At 71.8% G+C, this 19374-nt stretch carries 19 protein-coding genes; 15 read left to right on the top strand and 4 right to left on the bottom strand.

Annotated elements, in window-relative coordinates; translation table 11 throughout:
• The first annotated feature begins 14 nt into the window (after positions 1 to 14).
• Entirely contained in the window at positions 15 to 665 is a 651-nt protein-coding gene (locus tag ACQP0P_RS21400; RefSeq protein WP_433379785.1) for a nucleotidyltransferase domain-containing protein, read from the top strand.
• Positions 662 to 1426, top strand: coding sequence for a nucleotidyltransferase domain-containing protein (locus tag ACQP0P_RS21395; RefSeq protein WP_433379782.1), 765 nt, complete (start codon positions 662 to 664; stop codon positions 1424 to 1426). The genes ACQP0P_RS21400 and ACQP0P_RS21395 overlap by 4 nt, the downstream gene beginning before the upstream one ends.
• A 34-nt stretch (positions 1427 to 1460) precedes the next feature.
• Here the strand turns inward: ACQP0P_RS21395 and ACQP0P_RS21390 are convergent, their stop codons facing one another.
• Positions 1461 to 2630: an MBL fold metallo-hydrolase gene (locus tag ACQP0P_RS21390; protein WP_433379779.1), complete on the bottom strand. Its 1170-nt coding sequence runs from the start codon at positions 2628 to 2630 to the stop codon at positions 1461 to 1463.
• A 321-nt stretch (positions 2631 to 2951) separates the two neighbouring features.
• On the opposite strand from ACQP0P_RS21390, the gene ACQP0P_RS21385 reads away from it, so the two are divergent.
• The 3 genes from ACQP0P_RS21385 to ACQP0P_RS21375 are packed head-to-tail and all read left to right on the top strand — an operon-like array spanning position 2952 to position 5181.
• On the top strand, positions 2952 to 3644 hold the full coding sequence (locus tag ACQP0P_RS21385) for an endonuclease V (protein WP_433379776.1): 693 nt from the start codon (positions 2952 to 2954) through the stop codon (positions 3642 to 3644).
• Position 3645: 1 nt separating this feature from the next.
• Positions 3646 to 4611, top strand: coding sequence for an ankyrin repeat domain-containing protein (locus ACQP0P_RS21380; RefSeq protein WP_433379773.1), 966 nt, complete (start codon positions 3646 to 3648; stop codon positions 4609 to 4611).
• Between the two features lie 21 nt (positions 4612 to 4632).
• Complete coding sequence (locus ACQP0P_RS21375) at positions 4633 to 5181, top strand: hypothetical protein (RefSeq protein ID WP_433379770.1); 549 nt, start codon at positions 4633 to 4635, stop codon at positions 5179 to 5181.
• 13 nt (positions 5182 to 5194) lie between these two features.
• On the opposite strand, the gene ACQP0P_RS21370 is transcribed toward ACQP0P_RS21375, so the two are convergent.
• Genes ACQP0P_RS21370 through ACQP0P_RS21360 form a run of 3 tightly spaced genes read right to left on the bottom strand, consistent with a single transcriptional unit; the run spans position 5195 to position 8830 of the window.
• The gene (locus ACQP0P_RS21370) at positions 5195 to 6382 is read right to left on the bottom strand and encodes a M20 metallopeptidase family protein (protein WP_433379767.1); all 1188 of its coding nucleotides are present in this window, start codon (positions 6380 to 6382) and stop codon (positions 5195 to 5197) included.
• Positions 6379 to 7551 (bottom strand): amidohydrolase family protein, encoded by a 1173-nt coding sequence (locus ACQP0P_RS21365; RefSeq protein WP_433379764.1) that lies wholly within the window; start codon positions 7549 to 7551, stop codon positions 6379 to 6381. Before ACQP0P_RS21365 ends, ACQP0P_RS21370 begins: the two co-directional genes overlap by 4 nt.
• On the bottom strand, positions 7541 to 8830 hold the full coding sequence (locus tag ACQP0P_RS21360) for a glutamine synthetase family protein (protein WP_433379761.1): 1290 nt from the start codon (positions 8828 to 8830) through the stop codon (positions 7541 to 7543). The genes ACQP0P_RS21365 and ACQP0P_RS21360 overlap by 11 nt, the downstream gene beginning before the upstream one ends.
• A 198-nt stretch (positions 8831 to 9028) precedes the next feature.
• Between ACQP0P_RS21360 and ACQP0P_RS21355 the strand changes: the two genes are divergently transcribed.
• The 10 genes from ACQP0P_RS21355 (at position 9029) to ACQP0P_RS21310 (ending at position 19360) form a co-directional block, all read left to right on the top strand.
• Positions 9029 to 9826 carry an SDR family NAD(P)-dependent oxidoreductase gene (locus ACQP0P_RS21355; RefSeq protein WP_433379758.1) on the top strand — a complete coding sequence of 266 codons (798 nt, stop codon included), beginning with the start codon at positions 9029 to 9031 and terminating at the stop codon, positions 9824 to 9826.
• A 201-nt stretch (positions 9827 to 10027) separates the two neighbouring features.
• Positions 10028 to 11338 carry an ABC transporter substrate-binding protein gene (locus tag ACQP0P_RS21350; RefSeq protein WP_433379755.1) on the top strand — a complete coding sequence of 437 codons (1311 nt, stop codon included), beginning with the start codon at positions 10028 to 10030 and terminating at the stop codon, positions 11336 to 11338.
• On the top strand, positions 11335 to 12180 hold the full coding sequence (locus ACQP0P_RS21345; RefSeq protein ID WP_433379752.1) for a polysaccharide deacetylase family protein: 846 nt from the start codon (positions 11335 to 11337) through the stop codon (positions 12178 to 12180). The genes ACQP0P_RS21350 and ACQP0P_RS21345 overlap by 4 nt, the downstream gene beginning before the upstream one ends.
• 28 nt (positions 12181 to 12208) lie before the next feature.
• A complete protein-coding gene (locus tag ACQP0P_RS21340; RefSeq protein WP_433379749.1) occupies positions 12209 to 13798 on the top strand; it encodes a gamma-glutamyltransferase family protein in 1590 nt (529 codons plus the stop codon).
• 87 nt (positions 13799 to 13885) lie between these two features.
• Complete coding sequence (locus ACQP0P_RS21335) at positions 13886 to 14701, top strand: SDR family NAD(P)-dependent oxidoreductase (RefSeq protein WP_433379746.1); 816 nt, start codon at positions 13886 to 13888, stop codon at positions 14699 to 14701.
• A complete protein-coding gene (locus ACQP0P_RS21330; RefSeq protein WP_433379743.1) occupies positions 14698 to 15444 on the top strand; it encodes an ABC transporter ATP-binding protein in 747 nt (248 codons plus the stop codon). Before ACQP0P_RS21335 ends, ACQP0P_RS21330 begins: the two co-directional genes overlap by 4 nt.
• Complete coding sequence (locus ACQP0P_RS21325; RefSeq protein ID WP_433379740.1) at positions 15441 to 16172, top strand: ABC transporter ATP-binding protein; 732 nt, start codon at positions 15441 to 15443, stop codon at positions 16170 to 16172. The genes ACQP0P_RS21330 and ACQP0P_RS21325 overlap by 4 nt, the downstream gene beginning before the upstream one ends.
• A complete protein-coding gene (locus ACQP0P_RS21320; RefSeq protein ID WP_433379737.1) occupies positions 16159 to 17034 on the top strand; it encodes a branched-chain amino acid ABC transporter permease in 876 nt (291 codons plus the stop codon). Before ACQP0P_RS21325 ends, ACQP0P_RS21320 begins: the two co-directional genes overlap by 14 nt.
• 5 nt (positions 17035 to 17039) lie before the next feature.
• Positions 17040 to 18038 carry a branched-chain amino acid ABC transporter permease gene (locus ACQP0P_RS21315; RefSeq protein WP_433381993.1) on the top strand — a complete coding sequence of 333 codons (999 nt, stop codon included), beginning with the start codon at positions 17040 to 17042 and terminating at the stop codon, positions 18036 to 18038.
• On the top strand, positions 18035 to 19360 hold the full coding sequence (locus ACQP0P_RS21310; RefSeq protein ID WP_355551795.1) for an ArgE/DapE family deacylase: 1326 nt from the start codon (positions 18035 to 18037) through the stop codon (positions 19358 to 19360). The genes ACQP0P_RS21315 and ACQP0P_RS21310 overlap by 4 nt, the downstream gene beginning before the upstream one ends.
• Positions 19361 to 19374: the final 14 nt, after the last annotated feature.

Here is a 19374-nt window from a genome sequence, read left to right as displayed (position 1 = left end):
GGCAGGCTGTGCGGATGGAGGTACGGTACGTCCCGGATCACTCGGTGCTGTCGGTGGTGGTCGGCTCGCGGGCATACGGGCTGGAGAGCGAGGACTCCGACGTCGACAGGCGCGGGGTCTTCGTGGCACCGACCCGGCTGTTCTGGCGGCTGGCCAAGCCGCCCACGCATGTCGAGGGGCCGCTGCCCGAGCAGTTCTCGTGGGAGGTCGAGCGGTTCTGCGCGCTCGCGTTGGAGGCCAACCCGACGGTGCTGGAATGCCTGTGGTCGCCGATCGTCGAGCATGCCACCACCGCGGGCGAGGAACTGCTCTCCATCCGGGGCGCCTTCGTCTCCGGGCGGGCCGGACGGACCTTCGTCGGATACGCCAACGCCCAGTTCCGCCGGCTGGATCCCGAGCGCCCCAGATGGAAGCAGGCCATGCACATGGTCCGCCTGCTGCTCAGCGGTCTGCACCTGGTCCGCCACGGCGAGCCCCTGGTCCGAATGGACGCCCACCGCGACCGGCTGCTCGCCGTACGGCGGGGAGAGCTCTCCTGGGATGAGGTCGACCGCTGGCGCTCCGAACTGACCGCGAGGTTCGACGGCACGGGCACGCTGCCCGCCGAACCCGACCGGCGGCGCGTGGAGGAATATCTGGCGAGTACGAGAGAGGCGGCGCTGTGACCGTGTCCCTGCCGTCCTGGCTGGCCGAGATTCCCGCCGGGCAGGCGCATCCGACCGCTTTCGCCACGATCAGCGGGGCGCACCTGTACGGTTTCCCTTCCGCCGACTCCGATGTCGACCTGCGCGGCGTTCACCTGCTGCCGCTGGAGGAGGTGGTCGGCCTGCGGACGGGCAGTGAGACCCTCACCCGCTCCTGGGTGCGCGACGGTGTCGAGGTGGACCTGGTCACCCACGACCTGGCCAAGTTCTGCCGCCTGCTGCTGCGCCGCAACGGCTATGTGCTGGAGCAGTTGCTCTCCCCGCTGGTGGTGGCCACCTCGCCGGTCCACCGGGAGATGATCGCCGTCGCCCCCGGCTGCGTCACCCGCCACCACGCCCACCACTATCTGGGATTCGCCCGCACCCAGTGGCGGCTGTTCGAGCGCTCCGGCGAGCTCAAGCCGCTGCTCTACACCTTCCGTGTGCTGCTCACCGGTGTCCATCTGATGCGCACCGGAGAGCTGGAAGCCGACCTCACCCGGCTCTCCGGCGGGCCGCCCTATCTCGGTGACCTGATCGCCGCCAAGCGCTCCGCCGAACACGGCCGGCTACCGGCGGGCGCGCCGGGCCTGGCACGACTGTCACGCGACGTCAACCGGCTGACCCGGGAACTGGAGGAGGCGCGGGACGCCTCCCGCCTTCCCGACACCGCGCCGTCGGCGGACGCGGTGCACGATCTCGTCGTTCGCGCCCGTCTGTCGACGAGAACCGCGAGGGCCTGACAGCCGCCGGGGTACCGGTGCGTGAGCTCGTCGCTCAGAGTCTCGGTGCGGGAGGGAGCGACGGCTGTCGCGGCCGTCGGCCCGTCTCGCCGCCGCGCAGCAGTTCCCACCAGCTCTCCAGCAGCGGGACGTCGGCGGTGTCGACGCGCTCGCCCGGTCGGGGGACGGCGAGGCGGACGTCACGGGCCTTGGCCTCGCGCCAGAGGCGGTCGACCGGTTCGGCCCAGGGGTGCGTGGCCAGGGTGAAGGTCGCCCAGTGGACCGGAAGGAGCAGCCTGCCGCCCAGGTCGAGGTGGGCGTCGACCGCCTCCTCCGGGTTCATGTGAATGTCGGGCCAGGCGGCGTTGTAGGCGCCGATCGGCATGAGCGTGAGGTCGAACGGGCCGTGCGCGGCGCCGATCCCGGCGTAGCCGTCGAAGTATCCGGAGTCGCCGGCGTAGAAGACCTTCCTCTCCCGGCCGGCGATGACCCAGGAGCCCCACAGGGTGACGTTGCGGTTGAAGGTGCGACCGGAGAAGTGACGGGCGGCGGTCGCGACGAACCGCAGGCCCGCGACGCTCGCCTCCTCGTCCCAGTCGAGCTCGACGATCCGCGAGGCGGGCACGCCCCAGCGCTCCAGGTGGGCGCCGATCCCCAGCGGCACCAGGAACGGTGCGGTCTGCAGCGCGAGCAGGCCGCGTACCGTCGCGCGGTCGAGGTGGTCGTAGTGATCGTGCGAGATCACGATCGCGTCGAGCGGCGGAAGACCTGCCAGCGGCCCCGGCATCGGGTGCAGGCGCCGCGGGCCGACCAGCTGGGAGGGCGAGGCGCGCCTGCTCCACACCGGGTCGACGAGCACGCGGCGGCCCTCGATCTCCAGCAGCGCGGTGGCGTGACCGTACCAGATGACGCTCAGCCCGGTCGGGGACGGCCCGCCCGCCGGTGCGGTCACCACCGGGACCGGCGTGGCCGGGCGGCGCTCCTCGCGGTTGTGCAGCATGTTCCAGGCGATCTCCCGCGCGCTCTGCGGCGAGGGTACGAAGACGCCGGGCGTGGAGTTGCGAAAGAGGCCGTCGTGGAACTGCGGCGAGCGGCGCATCCGCTCCAGCCGCTCCCCCGTGGCCCTGCCCCCGAGTTCCGCGGGGATGTCCTTCAACGCCCACCCGGCGGCGGCCAGTGCCAGCCCGCCCACGAGGAGACGCCCGATCGATCTGCTGCCCGCCATGCGGCCCACGCTCCTGAAGTCGCCAGTGCCTGCAGAACGATCTCGGCTCCGCGACTGTTCCCGTCACGCCTTGGGCGGGACCCGCCCGGCGTCGCGCCGAACGGGGGCGGAAGGCATCATGAGGAACGGATCCCGGCTTCGCCGCCGCTCCCGTCACCCCATGGGCAGGACCCGCCCGGCAGCATGAGGACCCGGGACCGGAGGGCACCGCGGGGAGTGGGACACCGCGCGGCGACTTGACCGGTCACCAAAGAAGACGAACAGTCCCAAAATATAACGTCATACTGTAAAAATAGCGATCATGTAGTTATGAAGGTACAAATGCCGCGCACTGTCATGGAGGCCGAAGCCATCCAGGACGAGCTCAGAGCACTGCTCGACCTGACCGGTCCCGGTCCCCGCAGTCCGGCCAGGGTCGCGGGAGTGGACGTCGCCTACGACAGGGACCGGCTGGCGGCGGCGGTGACCGTGCTGGACGGGACGACGCTGGAGATCGTCGAAGAGGTCGCCGTCAGCGGGAGGGTGGCCTTCGACTACGTCCCCGGGCTGCTCGCCTTCCGGGAGGTTCCCGCCCTGCTGGACGCCCTTGAGCGGCTCTCGGTAACTCCCGACCTGGTCGTCTGCGACGGATACGGCCTGGCGCACCCGCGCCGCTTCGGCCTGGCCTGCCACCTCGGCGTGCTCACCGGACTGCCCACGATCGGGGTCGGCAAGACCGCCTTCGTCGGCACCTATCCCACGCCCGCGCCCGAGCGGGGCTCGTGGGCCGACCTGACGCTGGACGGCGACGTCGTCGGCCGCGTGCTGCGCACCCGGAACGGGGTCAAACCCGTCTTCGTCTCCGTGGGGCACCGCGTCGACCTCGCCACGGCCTGCCACAACGTGCTGAACCTGACACCCCGCTACCGCCTTCCCGAGACGACCCGCGCCGCCGACCGGCTCTCCCGCGAGGCACTGATCGAAAACTGTCGTCCGGACCTGATTGGATCCGCTCAGTACCACGAAATGGGATGAAGTGAGCGACGACGAGTGGGCCGAGGACGTCGACGCATGGCGCGACACCAACCTGGCGCGGATCCGACGGCGGCTGGCGAGCGGGTTTGATCCCGGGCAGTGGCTACCGTGGCTGCGCACGACGCCCCTGCACCGGGCCGCCCAGGAGGGTGCCGTCCAGGTGATAGAGCTGCTATTGGCCTCGGGCGCGGAGGTCGACCCCGTCGACGCCGACGGCGCCACCCCGCTCTGGGAGGCCGTACGCCACGGCTGGGACGACGCCGTACGGGTCCTGCTCGCCGCGGGCGCGGACCCCTGGCGGCCGTGCATCGCGGGCCGCTCCCCCGGCTCCCAGGCGCTCTTCACCGAACTGGCCGATCTGTTCGCCCAGCTGCCTGGGGCTCCCACCGTCAGCCCCAGGCTCCGCGAGCTCCAGGACACCGTCGACGCGATGATGTTCTCGTACGAGGACTACAACGAGGGACTGTGCGTCGCCTTCGTCGGCGAGGTGACCGAGGAGGAGGTCATCCGCCGCCTGGGCGCCGTGCCGGAGTCGTGCCCGCCGCTTTCGACCGGCGAGCTGTGGAGCGCCGAGCACGCCTCCCCCGTGGAGGTCCTGCGGGTGGCCAGCCCGCCGGGGGGTGGGGTGGTGCTCTTCCAGTCCGACGGCATCCTGCCGGTGCACGACGGGGTCGGCCGGGCCGTCACCTCGGGCGGCGGGGTGCTGGCCGGGGCCTTCCCGTTCGCCAGCGCGTCCGTCGACATCTGGCGGGACGGGTTCCCCGCCGGACGGCCCTCGGTGCACGAGCAGCTCTCCGACAGCAGCATGGTCGAACTGTGGATGTGCCGTTTCGGCGACTGCGGCGCCCACCCCTCCACCGCGACCGAGCGCACCCTGGGCCTGATGACGCTGCTGACCTCCACCTACATCACCGAGGAGTGGCTGTGGAGCGCTCCGATGAGACTGGTCCCTGTCACACTGCGGTGAAATGGGTAGAGTCGCACAACGATGAGAATCCATACGATCACCGCGCTCTGGGAAGACATACCCGACGATGCCGACGACCTCGTCCTGGTACGCGGCGGGTTCCGGGTCTATCTCTGCCTGTGCGGCAGGCCGCTGGCCGACAGGACCGCGGCCGAACTGCACGCGTCGGAGACCAACCAGTGCACCACCTGCCTGGGCAGCACCGTCGAGAACATCGTGCCCGACTTCTCCCAGCAGTGCACGGCCTGCGCCGGAACCGGCCGGCGCAGGGCGCAGCTGACCTGGCAGCTCGCCCACGCCGAGGCCGAGACGGTGATCACCGTCGAGTTCGTCCGCGGGCTCGTCGCCGGCCTCACCGAGCCGTTCCGGCTCTCCGAGGTGGCCGACCTGGTCCGCGACACCCTCAACCTCCCGGTGGGCCGGCTGCCGGTCGGCCCGCGGGTCCGCGACGTCCTGCGCACCCTGGAGGCGAGGGGCGAACTCGTGCTGCTCTCCGCCCCCGACGAACTCCTGCGCGGCACCTCGGTCATGCTCTACCGCGACCCCTACTGGGAACACGCCACCGGCTGAGCGCCCCTCGCGGCTACATCTTCTCCGCCGCCGCGAGGTAACCCGCCAGCATGGCCAGCGCGACATCGCGTACGGCGTCGTCGCCGGGCAGGAAGGCTGCGCTGTGCATGCGTACGTCCGTGCCGTCACCGACCCCGACGAACATCATCAGGCCGGGCAGCACGGCGGAGAGATAGGAGAAGTCGTCGGCGCCGAAGGAGAGCAGCGGCTGCGAGAGCGTGAGACCCAGGTGGGTCAGGTGGGCACCGGCTCGGGTGGCGAGCCCGGAGTCGTTGTACAGGACCGGCTCCCCCCGGGTGATGCTCACCTTGGCCTCGCAGCCGTGGGCCCGCGCGACCAGGTCCGCGACCTCCTCCAGCCGGGCGTGCACCTGGTCGCGGATGCGCTCGCTCAGCGCCCTGACCGTACCGCCGGCCGTGGCCTCGTCGGGCACCACGTTGGCCGCGCTGCCGGCCGCCAGCGTGGAGACGCCGAGGACCGCCGAGCTGGTCGGGTCGACGTCACGGCTGACCACCCGCTGCAGGGCGACGACGACGTGCGCGAGCGCGAGTACCGGATCGCTGGTCAGATGAGGGTAGGCGGCGTGCCCGCCGCGGCCCCTGACCACGACCGTGAACTCGTCGGCGGCGGCGTTCACCGTGCCGGGGGTGGCCGCGACCTCGCCTCGCGGCAGGGTGGGCTGGACGTGCGCACCGATGATGGCGGTGATCTGGTGCTCCGCCAGCGACGGCGACCGGGCGATGTCGTAGCCGCCGGAGGGGTAGGCCTCCTCGCGCGGCTGGAGCATCGCGACCAGCGGGGGCGCTCCGGGAGTGTCACCGACCGCGTGGCAGAGCGCCACCAGGGCGGCGAGGTGCACGTCGTGCCCGCAGGCGTGCATGCGGCCCGGCCTCCCGGACGCCCAGTCGACGCCGGTCTGCTCGGTCACCGCCAGCGCGTCGAGTTCGGCCCGTACGGCCACCGCGGGCCCGGGGCCACCGACACGCACCAGCGCGCCCGTGTCGGCCACCGCGTCCACGGGGCGTCCGGGCAGCTCGGCCAGGATCAGGTCGCGGGTCGGCCCCTCCTCCCCCGACAGGTCGGGGCGGGCGTGCAGCCGGCGGCGCAGCTCCGTCGCGGCGGGCAGCCGCCGCTCCAGTGCCACCCGGAGCCTGGCCTCGACGGAGTCGGCGGCCGAGCCGAAGGCAGTAGGCTCGATCATTTGGCCGCTTCCAGACCGTAGACGCGCAGGGCGTTGTCCACACCGATCATGGTGGCCACCCGGATGGCCTCCTCCTCGGCCCACTCGCCGGCGTCGACCCACCCGCGCAGTGCCCGGCCGAGCCCGCGGCGGAACAGGTGCGCCCCCAGCATGTGCAGCTCCGCCGGGCCCCAGGCGTCCGAGGAGAACAGGATCTTGGCGAACGGCGCGAGTTCCAGCGACTCGGCGATCAGCGCGTCCGACCGGCTGCCGGTGTAGTTGACGCCGAGACCGACGTCGAAGTAGACGTGCGGGAAGACCTGCGCGAGATAACCGGCGTTGCGGTGGTAGGGGTAGCAGTGCAGCAGCAGGACGTCCACGCCGTGCGGCTCGACGAGCTTCAGCCAGCGGGTGAGCAGCAGCGGGTCACACATGTGCAGCTCCACGTCGGGGTCCCCGTAACCGGCGTGCAGCTGCAGCGGCAGCCCGCGCTCCACCCCGGCCCAGAGTCCGAGGCGGAGCAGCACCGGGTCGTCCACCCGCCACTGGCCGCTCGCCTCACCGGCGGACAGCCAGCGGCCGGCCGCCAGGGCGACCTCCCGGTCGCCGGGTGGTGCCGGGTCGAAGGCGAAACCGTGCCGGTAGGCGACGATGCTCTTGAGGCCGACGGCGTCGGCGGTGCGGCGCTCCAACTCCTCGCGGAAGCGGCCCGGCAGCTCCGCGGCCGAGACCCCCGAGGCGGCCACCTGCTCCAGCACCCGCTCGATGCGGACCACCTCGTGCGCGGGCCGCCCCGACGCCTCCGCCATCCCGGCCGGGTCCAGGACGTCGTCGCCCCGATAACCGGTCTCCAGCAGGAAGCGGCCGATGCCGCTGGCGGCCAGTAGCAGCCGGTTCACCTCGGCGGCGCCCAGTTCGGTGCGGCGCGCCAGGTAGTCCTCCGGTGCGGCGTGGGCGGGCAGGCCGAGGACCGGCGCGCACCAGCGGCGGATCGCGAAGCCGAGCTGGGAGTCGAACTGGGTCATGAAGGCCGGGATCGGCCGGTCGGACTCGGTCACCAGCGTCTCGAACTCACCGCGGCCCAGGTCTCCCGAGGAGGCACCGTGCACATGGTGGTCGACCAGGGGCAGGGTGGCGAGCACGCTCTCCAGGTCGCCGGCCGCGTCCCCGGAGAAGTTCTCAGTAGACATCGGCGACCTTCCGGCAGAGTTCGTGGTCGGGCAGGCCTTTGACGCAGGCCAGCTCGGCCCGTCGCACGGCGAGGAACGTGTGGAGCAGTTCGTGGGGGAACCAGCCTCGGGCGACCTCGTCGGCCTCCAGCGCGGCGAGGGCCTCAGACAGGGAGCCGGGGAGCGCGGGCTCTTCGGCCAGGTCGGCCTCGGTCGCGGTCTCCGGCCACACCCGAGCGGGCTCGGCCCCGGCCAGTCCCGCGAGGCCGGCGCGGATCAGGACGCCGAGCACCAGCCACGGATTGGCCGTGGCGTCCGCCGCCCGGTACTCCAGGTGGAGCTGGCCCGCGGGGTCGGCTCCGCCGATCTCGACGGTCGGCGCGATGCGCAGCAGCGCCTCGCGGTTGCGCTCGGCGAGGAAGACCCCGCCGGCACTCCACCGATGCGGGGTGAGCCGCAGGTAGGAGCCGACGCTGGGCGCGGTGACGGCCACCACCGCACCGGCGTGCCGCAGGATTCCGGCCGCGAACCTGGCCGCGGTCGAGGAGAGCCTGCCGGGTGCTCCGGCGTCGAACATCACCGGGCCGCCACCGACCTCGCGGAGCGAGAAGTGCACGTGGACGCCGTTGCCGACGCCCGCGGGGTCGGCCAGCGGGACGAAGGTGACCGAGTGCCCCCGGCGGCGGGCGAGGTCGCGGACGAGCTCGCGCAGCAGGACCGCCCGGTCGGCGGCGACCATTCCGGGGGCGGGCCGCAGGGTGATCTCGAACTGACCGTCCCCGTACTCGGGGAGCCAGCTCTCCGGCTCCAGCCCGGCCGTCTCCAGCAGCGCGACCAGGTCGGTGCCGAACGGCTCAGCGCCGCGCAGGCGCTGGAAGGAGAAGGGCGGTGCCTCGGCCTGGCCGCCGAGCATGAACTCGTGCTCGAAGGAGGCGTTCACCTCAAGGCCCGCGATCTCCCTCAGGTCCGCCAGCGCGCGGGCGAGGAAGCCGCGCGGGCAGCCGGGCCAGGGGCTGCCGTCCAGACCGGTCTGGTCGGCGAGGTAGAGCCGGGTGCCCGGTACCGGGCCGTCGGCGGGCAGGTCGACGGCCGTCGCGGGGTCGGGGAGCAGCCTCAGGTCGCCCACCGAGCCGAAGACGTTGTCGTCGACCAGGTGGCCGAAACAGGTCAGCGCCAGATTGGCGGGGACCCACCCAACTCCGGTGCGCAACGTCTGGTCCAGCCGGGCCACCGGGGTAGCCCGGCCCCGCACCTGGGCCGCGAGGTCACAGGTCGCCACGAAGGCGGTCCCTGTCGTCATCGGCTCTCTCCTCCCAGTCCGGTCCGCACCTCGCGTCCCGGCCGCCCTAAGTGAAACATATGGTTCACATGTATGGTCAAGACGGCGGAATGAAACTTAGCATGCGTGTTACCTGGTAGCCCTGACAGAAGCCGCCCAGGTCATACGTGTCGAGCCGGCAGGAGGCCGCTCCCGCCCGGCATCACCGGAAGGCATCTCATGGCGGACAGCTTCTCTCCCGGCAGGCTCAACGGGGCGGTCGTCCTGGTCACCGGCGGAGCCCAGGGCATCGGCAGGGGCATCACCGGGGCGTTCCACGAGGCGGGGGCGACGGTCGTCGTCGCCGACCTCGACGAGACGCGCATGGCGAGGGTCACCGCGGAACTCGCCGCCGTCCCGGGCGGCTCACCGGCGGCGGCCTCGGCGGTGCGCCTGGACGTGCGTGACCCGGGGTCGGTGACCGCCGCCTTCGAGCAGGCGACCGCCCTGCACGGCGGAGTGGACGTGCTGGTCAACTGCGCCGGGGTCTATCCGAACACCCCGGTCCTCGACATGACCGCCGCGGAGTGGGACGAGGTGTTCGCCGTCAACGTCCGCGGCGTGATGCTGGCCTCACAGGCCTTCGCCCGTACCTCCGGCTCCCTCGGGGGCGGGCGCCGGATCGTCAACGTCTCCTCCGGCGCGGCCCGCTCGGCCCGGGTGGGCGCCGCCCACTACTGCTCGTCCAAGGCGGCGGTGGAGATGCTCACCAGGGTCCTGGCGCTGGAGTTCGCCCCGTCACAGATCACCGTCAACGCCGTCGCCCCCGGGCTGATCGAGGTCCCGGCCACCGCGGCGCTCTCGGCCGAGTACGTGGCGGCACTGGTCGCCGGGCAGCCGGTGCACCGCATGGGCACGCCGGCGGAGATCGCGCGGGCGTGCGTGTTCCTCGCCGATCCCGACTCCTCCTTCATCACGGGGAGTGTTCTCGACGTGGACGGAGGCTTCCTGGCCGGAACGGCCCTGCCGCCGAGCTGATCCACGTTTTACGAGATCAGAGCGGTACGGCGGATCGAGTTTAAGTAACAAACCTTTTACAGGTCTAGCCTTTGCCACAAGATGCAACGTACGTTTCAATTGTCGACAGTGACAGAACGCTGCAAAACAGACATGTAACGCCCTCCGGCATGTCCCGCATACGTTCGTCCCCTCGTCCCACAGACGCAGAGAGGCTTCACCGTGGCCCGTTCCCCCTTCCTCCGTCCCCGGACGCCCATCCGGGCGGCCACCGCCGTCGCGGTGACCGGCGCCCTGGCGGCGCTCACCGCGTGCTCCTCCACCTCCCCCGACACCTCCGCCGCGGAGACCGGCGGCGCGGCCGGCGCGAAGGAGATCCAGATCGGCCTGCTCGCCCCGCTGACCGGGGGCCTGGCATCCGACGGCCTGGGCATGAAGCAGGGGGCCGAGCTGGCCGTCAAGCAGCTCAACGAGGCCGGTGGCGTCAACGGGTACACGTTCAAGCTCAAGGTCGTGGACGTGCAGAGCCAGTCCAACGACGCGGTGACCAAGGGCGTGCAGACCCTGACCGACGACGAGTCGGTGAAGGCGGTCGTCACCGGCTACGCCTCCACGTCCAACTTCGAGATCGACGAGTTCGCCGCGGCGGAGAAGGTCTACCTCATCGGCGGCAACACCGCGCAGACCCAGGCCATCATCGAGAAGGACCCGGCGAAGTACCCCACGGTCTGGTCGATCACCCCTGACTACGACGCCTACGGCACCGAGCCGGTCGACCTGGCGGAGTCCTGGGCCGAGCAGGGGCTGTGGAAGCCGCGCAACAAGTCGGCGTTCATCGTCCGCTCCGACAACCCCTACAGCGAGAACATCGCCAACGGCCTGGTCGAGCACTTCAAGGCCAAGGGCTGGAGCATCGCCGGCCAGGAGAAGGTGCCGTTCGGCACGGTCAACGACTGGGGCACGGTCCTCGGGAAGATCCGCTCGGCCGACCCCGACTTCATCGTCAACACCGACTACCAGGTCTCCAACGAGGCCAGCTTCCTGCAGCAGTTCCTGCAGAAGCCCACCGAGTCCCTGGTCTTCATGCAGTACGGCCCCAACCAGCCCCAGTTCTTCGAGCTGACCAAGCAGCAGGCCGAGGGCGTGCTGTTCAACAACCTCGCGGGCATGGTGCCCTCGCCCAGCTACGCGCCGGCCGCGCAGCTGCAGAAGGACTGGCAGGCCGCGTACGGGACCGACAACGTCGACCCGCAGGGCGTGATGACGTACGTGGAGACCATGATCTACGCCGATGCGCTGCGCGAGGTCGGCGACCCCGATGACGCGCTGGCGATCGGTGCCGCCATCGGCAAGAGCGACAGCGAGCGGGCCTCCGGCCGGATCGCGTTCGACCAGGCCACGCACCTGGCCAAGCAGGGCGACGACTACGTGCCGCTGCAGTCCTTCCAGTTCCAGGACGAGAAGCGGGTGCTGATCGCCCCTGAGAAGTACAAGTCGGGTTCCTTCCGGCTCCCGCCGTGGATGAAGAAGTGACCTCGGCTCCCCTGGCGCTACCGCCAGGCAGGCGGATGGCCGTGGCGCTGACCTTTGACTTCGACGCCCACTCCCCCTGGATGGGCACCATGGGCCGCACGTCGCCGTCCTACCTGTCGCGTGGTGACTTCGGCGCCGAGCAGGGGGTGCCCCGGCTGCTGGAGCTGCTCGGCCGCAACCACCTGCCGGCGACCTGGGCCACCCCCGGCCACGACCTGGTGACCTTCCCGCACCGCATCGAGCAGATCCTGGCGGCCGGGCACGAGATCGCCGCGCACGGCTGCTACCACGAGGTCGTGCCCGACCTGGGGCCCGACGAGGAGCGCCGGCTCATGGAGGTCGCGCTGCGCCAGCACGAGCAGGTCGTCGGGCGCCGTCCCCGCGGCTACCGCTCGCCCGCCTGGGACTTCTCCGAGAGCACGCTGGACCTGCTCGAGGAGTTCGGCTTCGACTGGGACAGCTCGCTGATGGGCCGGGAGTTCGAGCCGTACCGGCCCCGGCGGGTCACGGTGAACTACGAGTCGGCCAGCGAGTTCGGCCCGGAGAGCCGGATCGTGGAGATCCCCGTGTCGTGGTATCTCGACGACTGGCCCTCGGTGGAGTACGTCGCCGGGGTCTCCCCGCTGGGTTCCCACCGCGACATGGAAGACCGCTGGAACACCATCTTCGACTACGCCCACCAGCGGGTGCCCGGCGCGGTCTACGTGCTCACCATGCACCCGCAGACCATCGGCCGAGCCCACCACCTGCTCGTCCTGGAGGCGTTGATCGAGCGGATGCTGGCGGCGGGTGACGTCTGGTTCGCGACGCTGAGCGAGATCGCCGATGCCTGGCAGGGCTGAGCCGGGCCCTGCCCCGGGAGCCGGCGGGATGGTCACCGCGCCCGACCCGAGGGCGGCACGCGCGGGGGCGTCGATGCTGCGCGCCGGCGGCAGCGCCGTGGACGCGGCGGTCGCCACGGCCTTCGCCACCGGAGTGGTCGAGCCCTACATGAGCGGGCTCGGCGGCGGCGCCTGGCTGGTGGTGCGCGAGCCGGGCGCCCCGGCCGCGACCGTCGTGTGCGGCCCGATCCGGGCCCCGGGCCTGGCGCACCCGCGGATGTTCGACCTCGCACCGTCCGCGACCGGCACCGGCCTGTACAACTGGCCGGCCGTGCGCGACGATGCGAACATCGTCGGGCCACTGTCGGTGGGCGTCCCCGGAGCGGTCGCCGCGTTGTGCCGGGCGCACGCCAGGTTCGGCCGCCTGCCACTGGCCCAGGTGCTCGCCCCGGCGATCGAACTGGCCGAGGCGGGGCACGAGACCAGCTGGTTCGCCTCCTCGGCGATCTGCGCCGAGGCCCGGACACTGCGGGCCTTCCCCTCCTCCGCGGAACTCTTCCTGCCCGACGGCCTGCCGCTGCGCGGCCCGTCCCAGGGCCCCGGCGACCGGCTCGTCCAGCCCCGGCTGGCCCGGGTGCTCCGCGAGATCGGCACCGGCGGTCCTGACGCGTTCTACCTGGGCCGGGCCGCCCGCGCGATCGCGACGGCGGTCACCGGAGCCGGCGGCCTGCTGTCGGAGAAGGACTTCAGCGGGTACACCGTCGACGAGTCCGAGGTCCCTCCCGTCGAGATCGGCCCGATGCGGCTGTACGGCCCGCACGCCACCGGGGTGATCTCGGTGATCGAGGCACTGCAACTGGTCGAGGCCGCCCGGCGGCGTGGGCTGGATCCGGGGGCTCGCCTGTGGGCGCGGGTGCTGTCCCACGTGTTCGAGGACCGGCTGCGCGAGGTCACCACCTCCCAGGAGGGTCCGGCGAGCTGGGCCCGGCTGGCCTCCCCCGAGTACGCCGACGAGATGGTGGCCCACTGGACCGCGGGTGGGAACAGCCCTCCCGCGCCTCCCGGCGGCTCCGCCAGGGCGGGGTGCACCTCGCACATGTCGGCGGTCGACGACGAGGGCATGACGGTCTCGCTCACCCAGACGGTGCTCGACCTGTTCGGCTCCCGCATGGTGGAACCGGAGACCGGCATCGTGCTGAACGACGGGATGATGTACTTCGACCCCCGCCCCGGCCGGGTGACCAGCGTCGCTCCCGGCTCGGCCGGGCTCAGCGCGGTCAGCCCCGTCGTCCTGACCGGCCCAGGGGACGCCGAGGCGACGCTCGGCGCCTCGGGCGGGCGGCGGATCATCTCCGCCGTCGCCCAGATCGCCGCCCGCTGGCGTGACGGCGCGGACCTCCAGGAGGCGATCTCGGCGCCGAGGATCCACGCCGAGGGCGACCGCGTCTGGCTGGACTCGCGTGACGCGGGAGCCTCAGCCGACCTCTCCGCCGCCGGGTTCGACGTCCAGGTCGTCACCGAGGAGCCCACCACCTGGCACTTCGCCCGGCCCAACGGCATCGCGCGGCGCGGTGGCGGAGCGTGGTCCCCCGGCGTCGACCGGATGAAGCCGTACGGGGTGGGCCTGCCCGGCGGATGAGACAGGCCGGCCGAGACGGCCACCCGGTCGCGGCCCAGCATGGCCGACCAACACCACGAGTACCAGCAGATTGAGGGAGATATCGCGATGGCGAGCACTCTGACCGGGCAACGCGCCCTGGTCACAGGCGCGGCGGGCGGGATCGGCGCGGCCATCGCGCACCGCCTGCGCGCGGAGGGGGCGCGGGTCATGATCGCCGACGTCGACGTGGAACGCGGGACACGTACCGCCCTGGAGTTGTCGGGGGACGGCCCCGCGTGCGTGTTCCAGGCGGCGGACGTGTCCGACGAGGGCAGCGTCGAGGCGCTGTTCGCACGGGTCTCGGACGAGTTCGGCGGCCTGGACATCCTGGTCAACAACGCCGGCATCGCGGAGAGCGGCGGCGGCGTCACCGGCGTACCGATCTCCGAGTGGCGCAGGGTCATGGACGTCAACGTCACCGGGACGTTCCTGTGTGCCAGGGCGGCGTTCCCGCTGCTGGCCGCGGGCGGGGCGGGCGCCATGGTCAACCTGTCGTCCGTCTTCGGGGTCACCGGCCTGCCGGCCTTCCCCGCCTACTCCGCGGCCAAGGGCGCCATCGCCAACCTGACCCGGCAGCTCGCCATCGAGGGCGGCCCGCGGGGAATCCGGGTCAACGCCGTGCTGCCCGGCTACGTCGACAACGACATGGGCGACTCGCGAAGCCTGCTCGACGCCGAGGCCGCCGCGGAGTCCCTGCGGCAGCGCGAGGCGGCGGCGGCCCGCCAGCCGGCCGGACGGCAGTGCTCGCCGGACGAGATCGCCGCGGCGGTCGCGTTCCTGGTCGCCCCGGACGCCTCGTTCGTCAACGGCGTGCTGCTCCCGGTCGACGGCGGTTTCCTCGCCCAGGGCGACTGGCGCGGACCGGGGCAGGTCGCGTCGTGACCGGGAACTCGCAGGTCATCCTCGCCGCGCACGAGGTCGGCAAGTCGTTCGGCAGCCTGCGGGCCGTCGACGGCGTCTCGATGTCGGTGACGCGCGACGAGGTCTTCGGCCTGGCCGGCCCCAACGGCGCGGGCAAGAGCACGCTGTTCAACCTGCTCACCGGTATCCCGATCCAGCCCGACTCCGGAAAGGTGATCTTCGACGGCCACGAGATCCAGAACCGCTCGCCGCGCTGGATCGCCAAGGCCGGCCTCAAGCGCACCTTCCAGACCGAGGCCGTCTTCGAGTCGCTGAGCGTGCTGGAGAACGTCCGCATCGGCTCGGCGTACGGCGGCGCGGGCAGGGCCAGGCGCTGGAACCCCGCCCGGTGCCGGGAGGCGCTGGACGCGGTGGAGCTCGGCGGCGACCTGAACCGCCCGGCCGACGGGCTTTCGCTGATCGACCGCAAACGCCTGATGATCGCCTGCGCGCTGGTCAGCGGCCCTTCGGTACTGCTGCTCGACGAGCCCGCGGCCGGCCTCGACCCGGCCGACCAGGACGCGCTGATCCGGTTGCTGGCCGGTGTGCACGGCACGGGCGTCACCATGGTGATCATCGAGCACGTGCTGTCGGTGCTGGAGGCGCTCGCCGACCGGATGGCGGTCCTCGACAGCGGCCGGATCATCGTGACCGGCCGGCCGGCCGAGGTCCTGTCCGACCCGAGGGTCGTCGAAGCCTACCTGGGACCGGGGGCCGCGCGATGAGCGATCTGCTGACCGTGGAGAACCTCACCGCCGGCTACGGCCAGGCGAAGGTGTTGCGCGGCATCTCGCTGCGCGTCGGACAGAACGAGGCGATCGGGCTGCTGGGGCCGAACGGCCACGGCAAGACCACGCTGCTGCGCTGCGTCTCCAACCTGCACCGGGCCGCCTCCGGCACGATCGCCTTCGCCGGACGGGACACCAGGGGCGAGTCCCCCGGCAGCCTGGTCAGGCGCGGGCTCATCCACGTGCCACAGGGCTCGCGGCTGTTCCCGCAACTGACCGTGGAGGAGGCACTGCGGCTCTCCGCGTCCTCCAGCGGGCACTCCTCGACCTGGCGGGACGGGATCGACCAGGTGTTCTCGGTCTTCCCCAAGCTCAAGGAACGGCGCCGGCAACTCACCGGCACGCTCAGTGGCGGGGAACGCCAGATGGCCAGCCTCGGCATGGGCCTGATGGCCCGGCCCACGCTGCTGATCCTCGACGAGCCCACGCTGGGCCTGTCACCGAAGGTCAAGCACGAGCTGAGCGAGTGCATCGTGCGGGTCCGCGCCGAGGTCTCGTCGGTCATCCTGATCGACGGCGACATGGACCTGGTGCTCGACCTGACCGACCGCTACCACGTCGTCCTGCACGGCGACGTGGTGGACAGCGGCGCGTCGGACGGCAGCCGCAGCCGCGACGAGATGATGTCGCTCTTCCTGGGAGGGACCGCCGATGGACGGCATTAGTGTCATCGTGACGAGCACGCTCGTCCTCGGCGGCCTCTACATGCTCATGGCGGCGGGGCTGACGCTGATCTGGTCCACGCTGCGGGTCTTCAACTTCGGGCACGGCGCGGTGATGATGTTCGGCGCCTACCTGACCTGGACGCTGCTCGACGCCGGCGGGCTGCCGGTGGTGGTCGCGCTGCTCGGCGCCGTGGCGGCGATGGCGCTGCTCGGGTTGGCCTACGAGTTCCTGCTGGTCAGCCCGTTCATCCGGCGCCCAGGAGGCGACATGCTGGTGATGGTCGCCACGCTGGCGGCCACGATGCTGCTGCAGAGCGGCGCCCAGCTGATCTGGGGACCGGAGATCAAGCAGCTCCCGCCGTTCGGCGGCGCGCGCGTCGAGGTCGCCGGGGCGGTCGCCCAGGGCAGCCAGCTCGTCACGATCCTGCTGGCCCCGCTGCTGGTGGGCCTGCTGGCCCTGGTCCTCAAACGCACCGGCATCGGGCTGACCGTACGGGCGCTGGAACAGAACCGCGAGCACGCCCAGCTACTCGGCATCGCACCGCGCCGGGTCTACGTCTTCGTGGTCGTGGTCGCGATCGGCCTGGCCACCGTGGCCGGGGCGCTGCTCGGCAGCATGCAGTTCATCTCCCCGGGCATGGGCGGCGACCCGCTGCTGCGGGCCTTCGTGGTGCTCGCCTTCGGCGGCGCCGGCAGCCTGGCGGGCACCATCGCCGGCGCGTACGCCATCGGCCTGCTCGAGGCCGTCACCACCTACTACTTCGGGCTCTCCTGGAGCCCGGTCCTGGTCTTCCTCGCAATGCTCGTGATCATGCTGGTCAAACCCGAGGGACTGCTGCGGACCAAGGTGAGGAGCGCGTGAACGTCATGACCAACCTGCGCTCCTGGGCCGGCTGGCCGGTCTACGCGATAGTCCTGGTGGCCCTGCCACTGGTCTTCACCGACCCGCACGCCCGGCTGCTGCTGATCCTCTTCACGATGTACGGCGTGCTCGCCATGAGCTGGAACCTCACCCTCGGTTTCGCCGGCATCTTCAACTTCGCCCAGATCGGGTTCTTCGGCATCGGCGCCTACACCACGGGCATCCTGGCCACCCGCACCGGCATCGATCCGTGGCTGGCCCTGCCGATCTCGGGGCTGTCGGCCCTGCTGGCCTCGCTGGTGGCGTTCCTGCCGGTGCTGCGGCTGCGCGGCATCTACGTGGGCCTGGCCACGTACGTCTTCTCCCAGCTCTGCATCTACCTGGTGCTCGGGCAGGCGGGCCTGACCGGCGGATCCAACGGCATCGTCGGCATCCCCCGCCTCAGCCTGGGCGACGTCAACCTGCGGGCCGACGGCCGGATCGGCTACTACTTCCTCGGTGCCGCGCTGCTGTTCGCGGTCACCGTGCTGGTACGGGTGCTGACCCGCTCGACCTTGGGCATGTCACTGCTGGCACTTCGCGACAACGAGGCGCTGGCCACCAGCCGGGGCGTCTCCAGGGTGCGCCAGCACCTGATCGTCTTCATGATCGGCGCGGCCGTGGCCGGGGTGGCCGGCAGCTTCAACGCCTTCCTCAACGGCGTGGTCAGCACCGACGTCTTCGGCTTCGGCTACCTGACCCTGCTGCTCAGCATGATCTTCCTGGGCGGCAGCGGCAGCGTCTACGGGCCGATCGTCGGCGCCGTGGTCGTCACCCTGGTCTCCGACATGCTGCAGGACGCCGGGGCCTGGCGCGACATGGTGATCGCCATGCTGATCCTCGTGGTGCTCTGGATCGCCCCCAAGGGTCTGGCCGGCATCGCGAACTCCGTCCTCACCTCGCTCCGGCGGCCCCGCCCCCCCGCTCCGGAGCCCCTTCCCACCACCTCGAAGGAGACCGTATGACCACCGAACACGACGTGACCCGCCGAGTGCTGGAGCAGGTCGACCTGCTCGCCGAGCGGATGGTCTCCAGCCTGGCCGACGCGATCGCCATCCCCAGCGTGAACCCGCGCTACCCCGGCCAGGAGTACGACAAGATCGTCGGGGCGGAGGGCGACGTCAGCGCGCTGCTCGGCGACCTGTACGCCGAGGCCGGGGCCGAGGTCACCAAGGTCACCGTGGAGCGGGGCCGCGACAACGCCTGCGGCGTCGTGTCCGGCGCCGGCGGTGGCCGGTCGCTGCTGCTCAACGGGCATGTCGACGTCGTACCGCCGGGCCGCCTCGACCGGTGGCGCGGCGACCCGTTCCGCGCCCAGGTCACCGACGACGCGGTGATCGGGCGCGGCGCGACGGACATGAAGGGCGGCCTGGTCGCCGCGGCCTACGCGGCCCTCGCGCTGCGCGGGGCCGGCGTGCGCCTGGCCGGTGACCTGGTCCTGCAGGGCGTCGTCGGTGAGGAGGTCGGCGACCACGAGGCGGGCACCACCGCGGTGCTGGAGGCCGGTTTCGGCGCGGACGCGGCCATCGTCTGCGAGCCGTCCGGGCAGGCGGGCACCCTGCCGGCATCGGTGCCGGTGACGCCGGGCCTGCTCTGGTTCAGCGTCTCCCTGGAGGGCAAGACCGCGCACTCCGGGCTGCGGGGCATGACCGTGCACCCGACCCTGGAGGGCGACGCGCTCGGCGTCAACACCGTCGACAAGTTCTGGGTCGTCTACCAGGCGCTGCGCGCGCTGGAGGACGACTGGGCCCGGCACAACCGGCACCCGCTCTTCCCGCCCGGCTACTTCAACCTGCTGCCCGGCGTGCTGCGGGCCAACCCCTCGGGCATCCTGGTGCCCTTCTTCCTCGCCGACGAGCTGGTCGTGGAGTACTGCGTCTACCACCACCCCGACCGGTCCAACGAGGAGGTCATGGCCGAGATCGAGTCCCGGGTCATGGACGCCTGCCGCACCGACCCGTGGCTGCGCGAGCACCCGCCGGTGTTCGAGTGGAAGCTGCTCTGGCCGCCGTACTCGCTGCCCGACGACGCCCCGCTGAGCGCGACGCTGGTCGGCGCGCACACCACGGCGGCCGGCGGGCAGCCGCCGCTGACGACCGGTTTCATGGGCGTGTGCGACCTGACCTGGATGGACCGCAAGGGCATCGGCGGCCTGGTGTACGGCCCGGGCGTCGGCTACACCGCGCACGCGGAGAACGAGTACGTGGAGATCGCCCAGCTGGTGCAGTCGGCGAAGACCTACGCGCTGACCGCGATCGACTGGTGCGGGCTCGCGGACGAGCGGTGAGCACCGGACGGCCG

Origin of the sequence: Streptosporangium sp. CA-115845 (genome assembly GCF_050943795.1) — a bacterium.
Classification (GTDB): domain Bacteria; phylum Actinomycetota; class Actinomycetes; order Streptosporangiales; family Streptosporangiaceae; genus Streptosporangium.
This window is presented reverse-complemented; position numbering and strand designations above follow the sequence as displayed.

Bases quoted from the DNA above. Each gene is read 5' to 3' on its own strand.
- ACQP0P_RS21400 (WP_433379785.1), top strand. From the start codon at position 15: ATGGAGGTACGGTACGTCCCGGATCACTCGGTGCTGTCGGTGGTGGTC.
- ACQP0P_RS21390 (WP_433379779.1), bottom strand. From the start codon at position 2,630: ATGGCGGGCAGCAGATCGATCGGGCGTCTCCTCGTGGGCGGGCTGGCA.
- ACQP0P_RS21385 (WP_433379776.1), top strand. From the start codon at position 2,952: ATGCCGCGCACTGTCATGGAGGCCGAAGCCATCCAGGACGAGCTCAGA.
- ACQP0P_RS21375 (WP_433379770.1), top strand. From the start codon at position 4,633: ATGAGAATCCATACGATCACCGCGCTCTGGGAAGACATACCCGACGAT.
- ACQP0P_RS21370 (WP_433379767.1), bottom strand. From the start codon at position 6,382: ATGATCGAGCCTACTGCCTTCGGCTCGGCCGCCGACTCCGTCGAGGCC.
- ACQP0P_RS21365 (WP_433379764.1), bottom strand. From the start codon at position 7,551: ATGTCTACTGAGAACTTCTCCGGGGACGCGGCCGGCGACCTGGAGAGC.
- ACQP0P_RS21360 (WP_433379761.1), bottom strand. From the start codon at position 8,830: ATGACGACAGGGACCGCCTTCGTGGCGACCTGTGACCTCGCGGCCCAG.
- ACQP0P_RS21355 (WP_433379758.1), top strand. From the start codon at position 9,029: ATGGCGGACAGCTTCTCTCCCGGCAGGCTCAACGGGGCGGTCGTCCTG.
- ACQP0P_RS21340 (WP_433379749.1), top strand. From the start codon at position 12,209: ATGGTCACCGCGCCCGACCCGAGGGCGGCACGCGCGGGGGCGTCGATG.
- ACQP0P_RS21335 (WP_433379746.1), top strand. From the start codon at position 13,886: ATGGCGAGCACTCTGACCGGGCAACGCGCCCTGGTCACAGGCGCGGCG.
- ACQP0P_RS21325 (WP_433379740.1), top strand. From the start codon at position 15,441: ATGAGCGATCTGCTGACCGTGGAGAACCTCACCGCCGGCTACGGCCAG.
- ACQP0P_RS21320 (WP_433379737.1), top strand. From the start codon at position 16,159: ATGGACGGCATTAGTGTCATCGTGACGAGCACGCTCGTCCTCGGCGGC.
- ACQP0P_RS21315 (WP_433381993.1), top strand. From the start codon at position 17,040: ATGACCAACCTGCGCTCCTGGGCCGGCTGGCCGGTCTACGCGATAGTC.
- ACQP0P_RS21310 (WP_355551795.1), top strand. From the start codon at position 18,035: ATGACCACCGAACACGACGTGACCCGCCGAGTGCTGGAGCAGGTCGAC.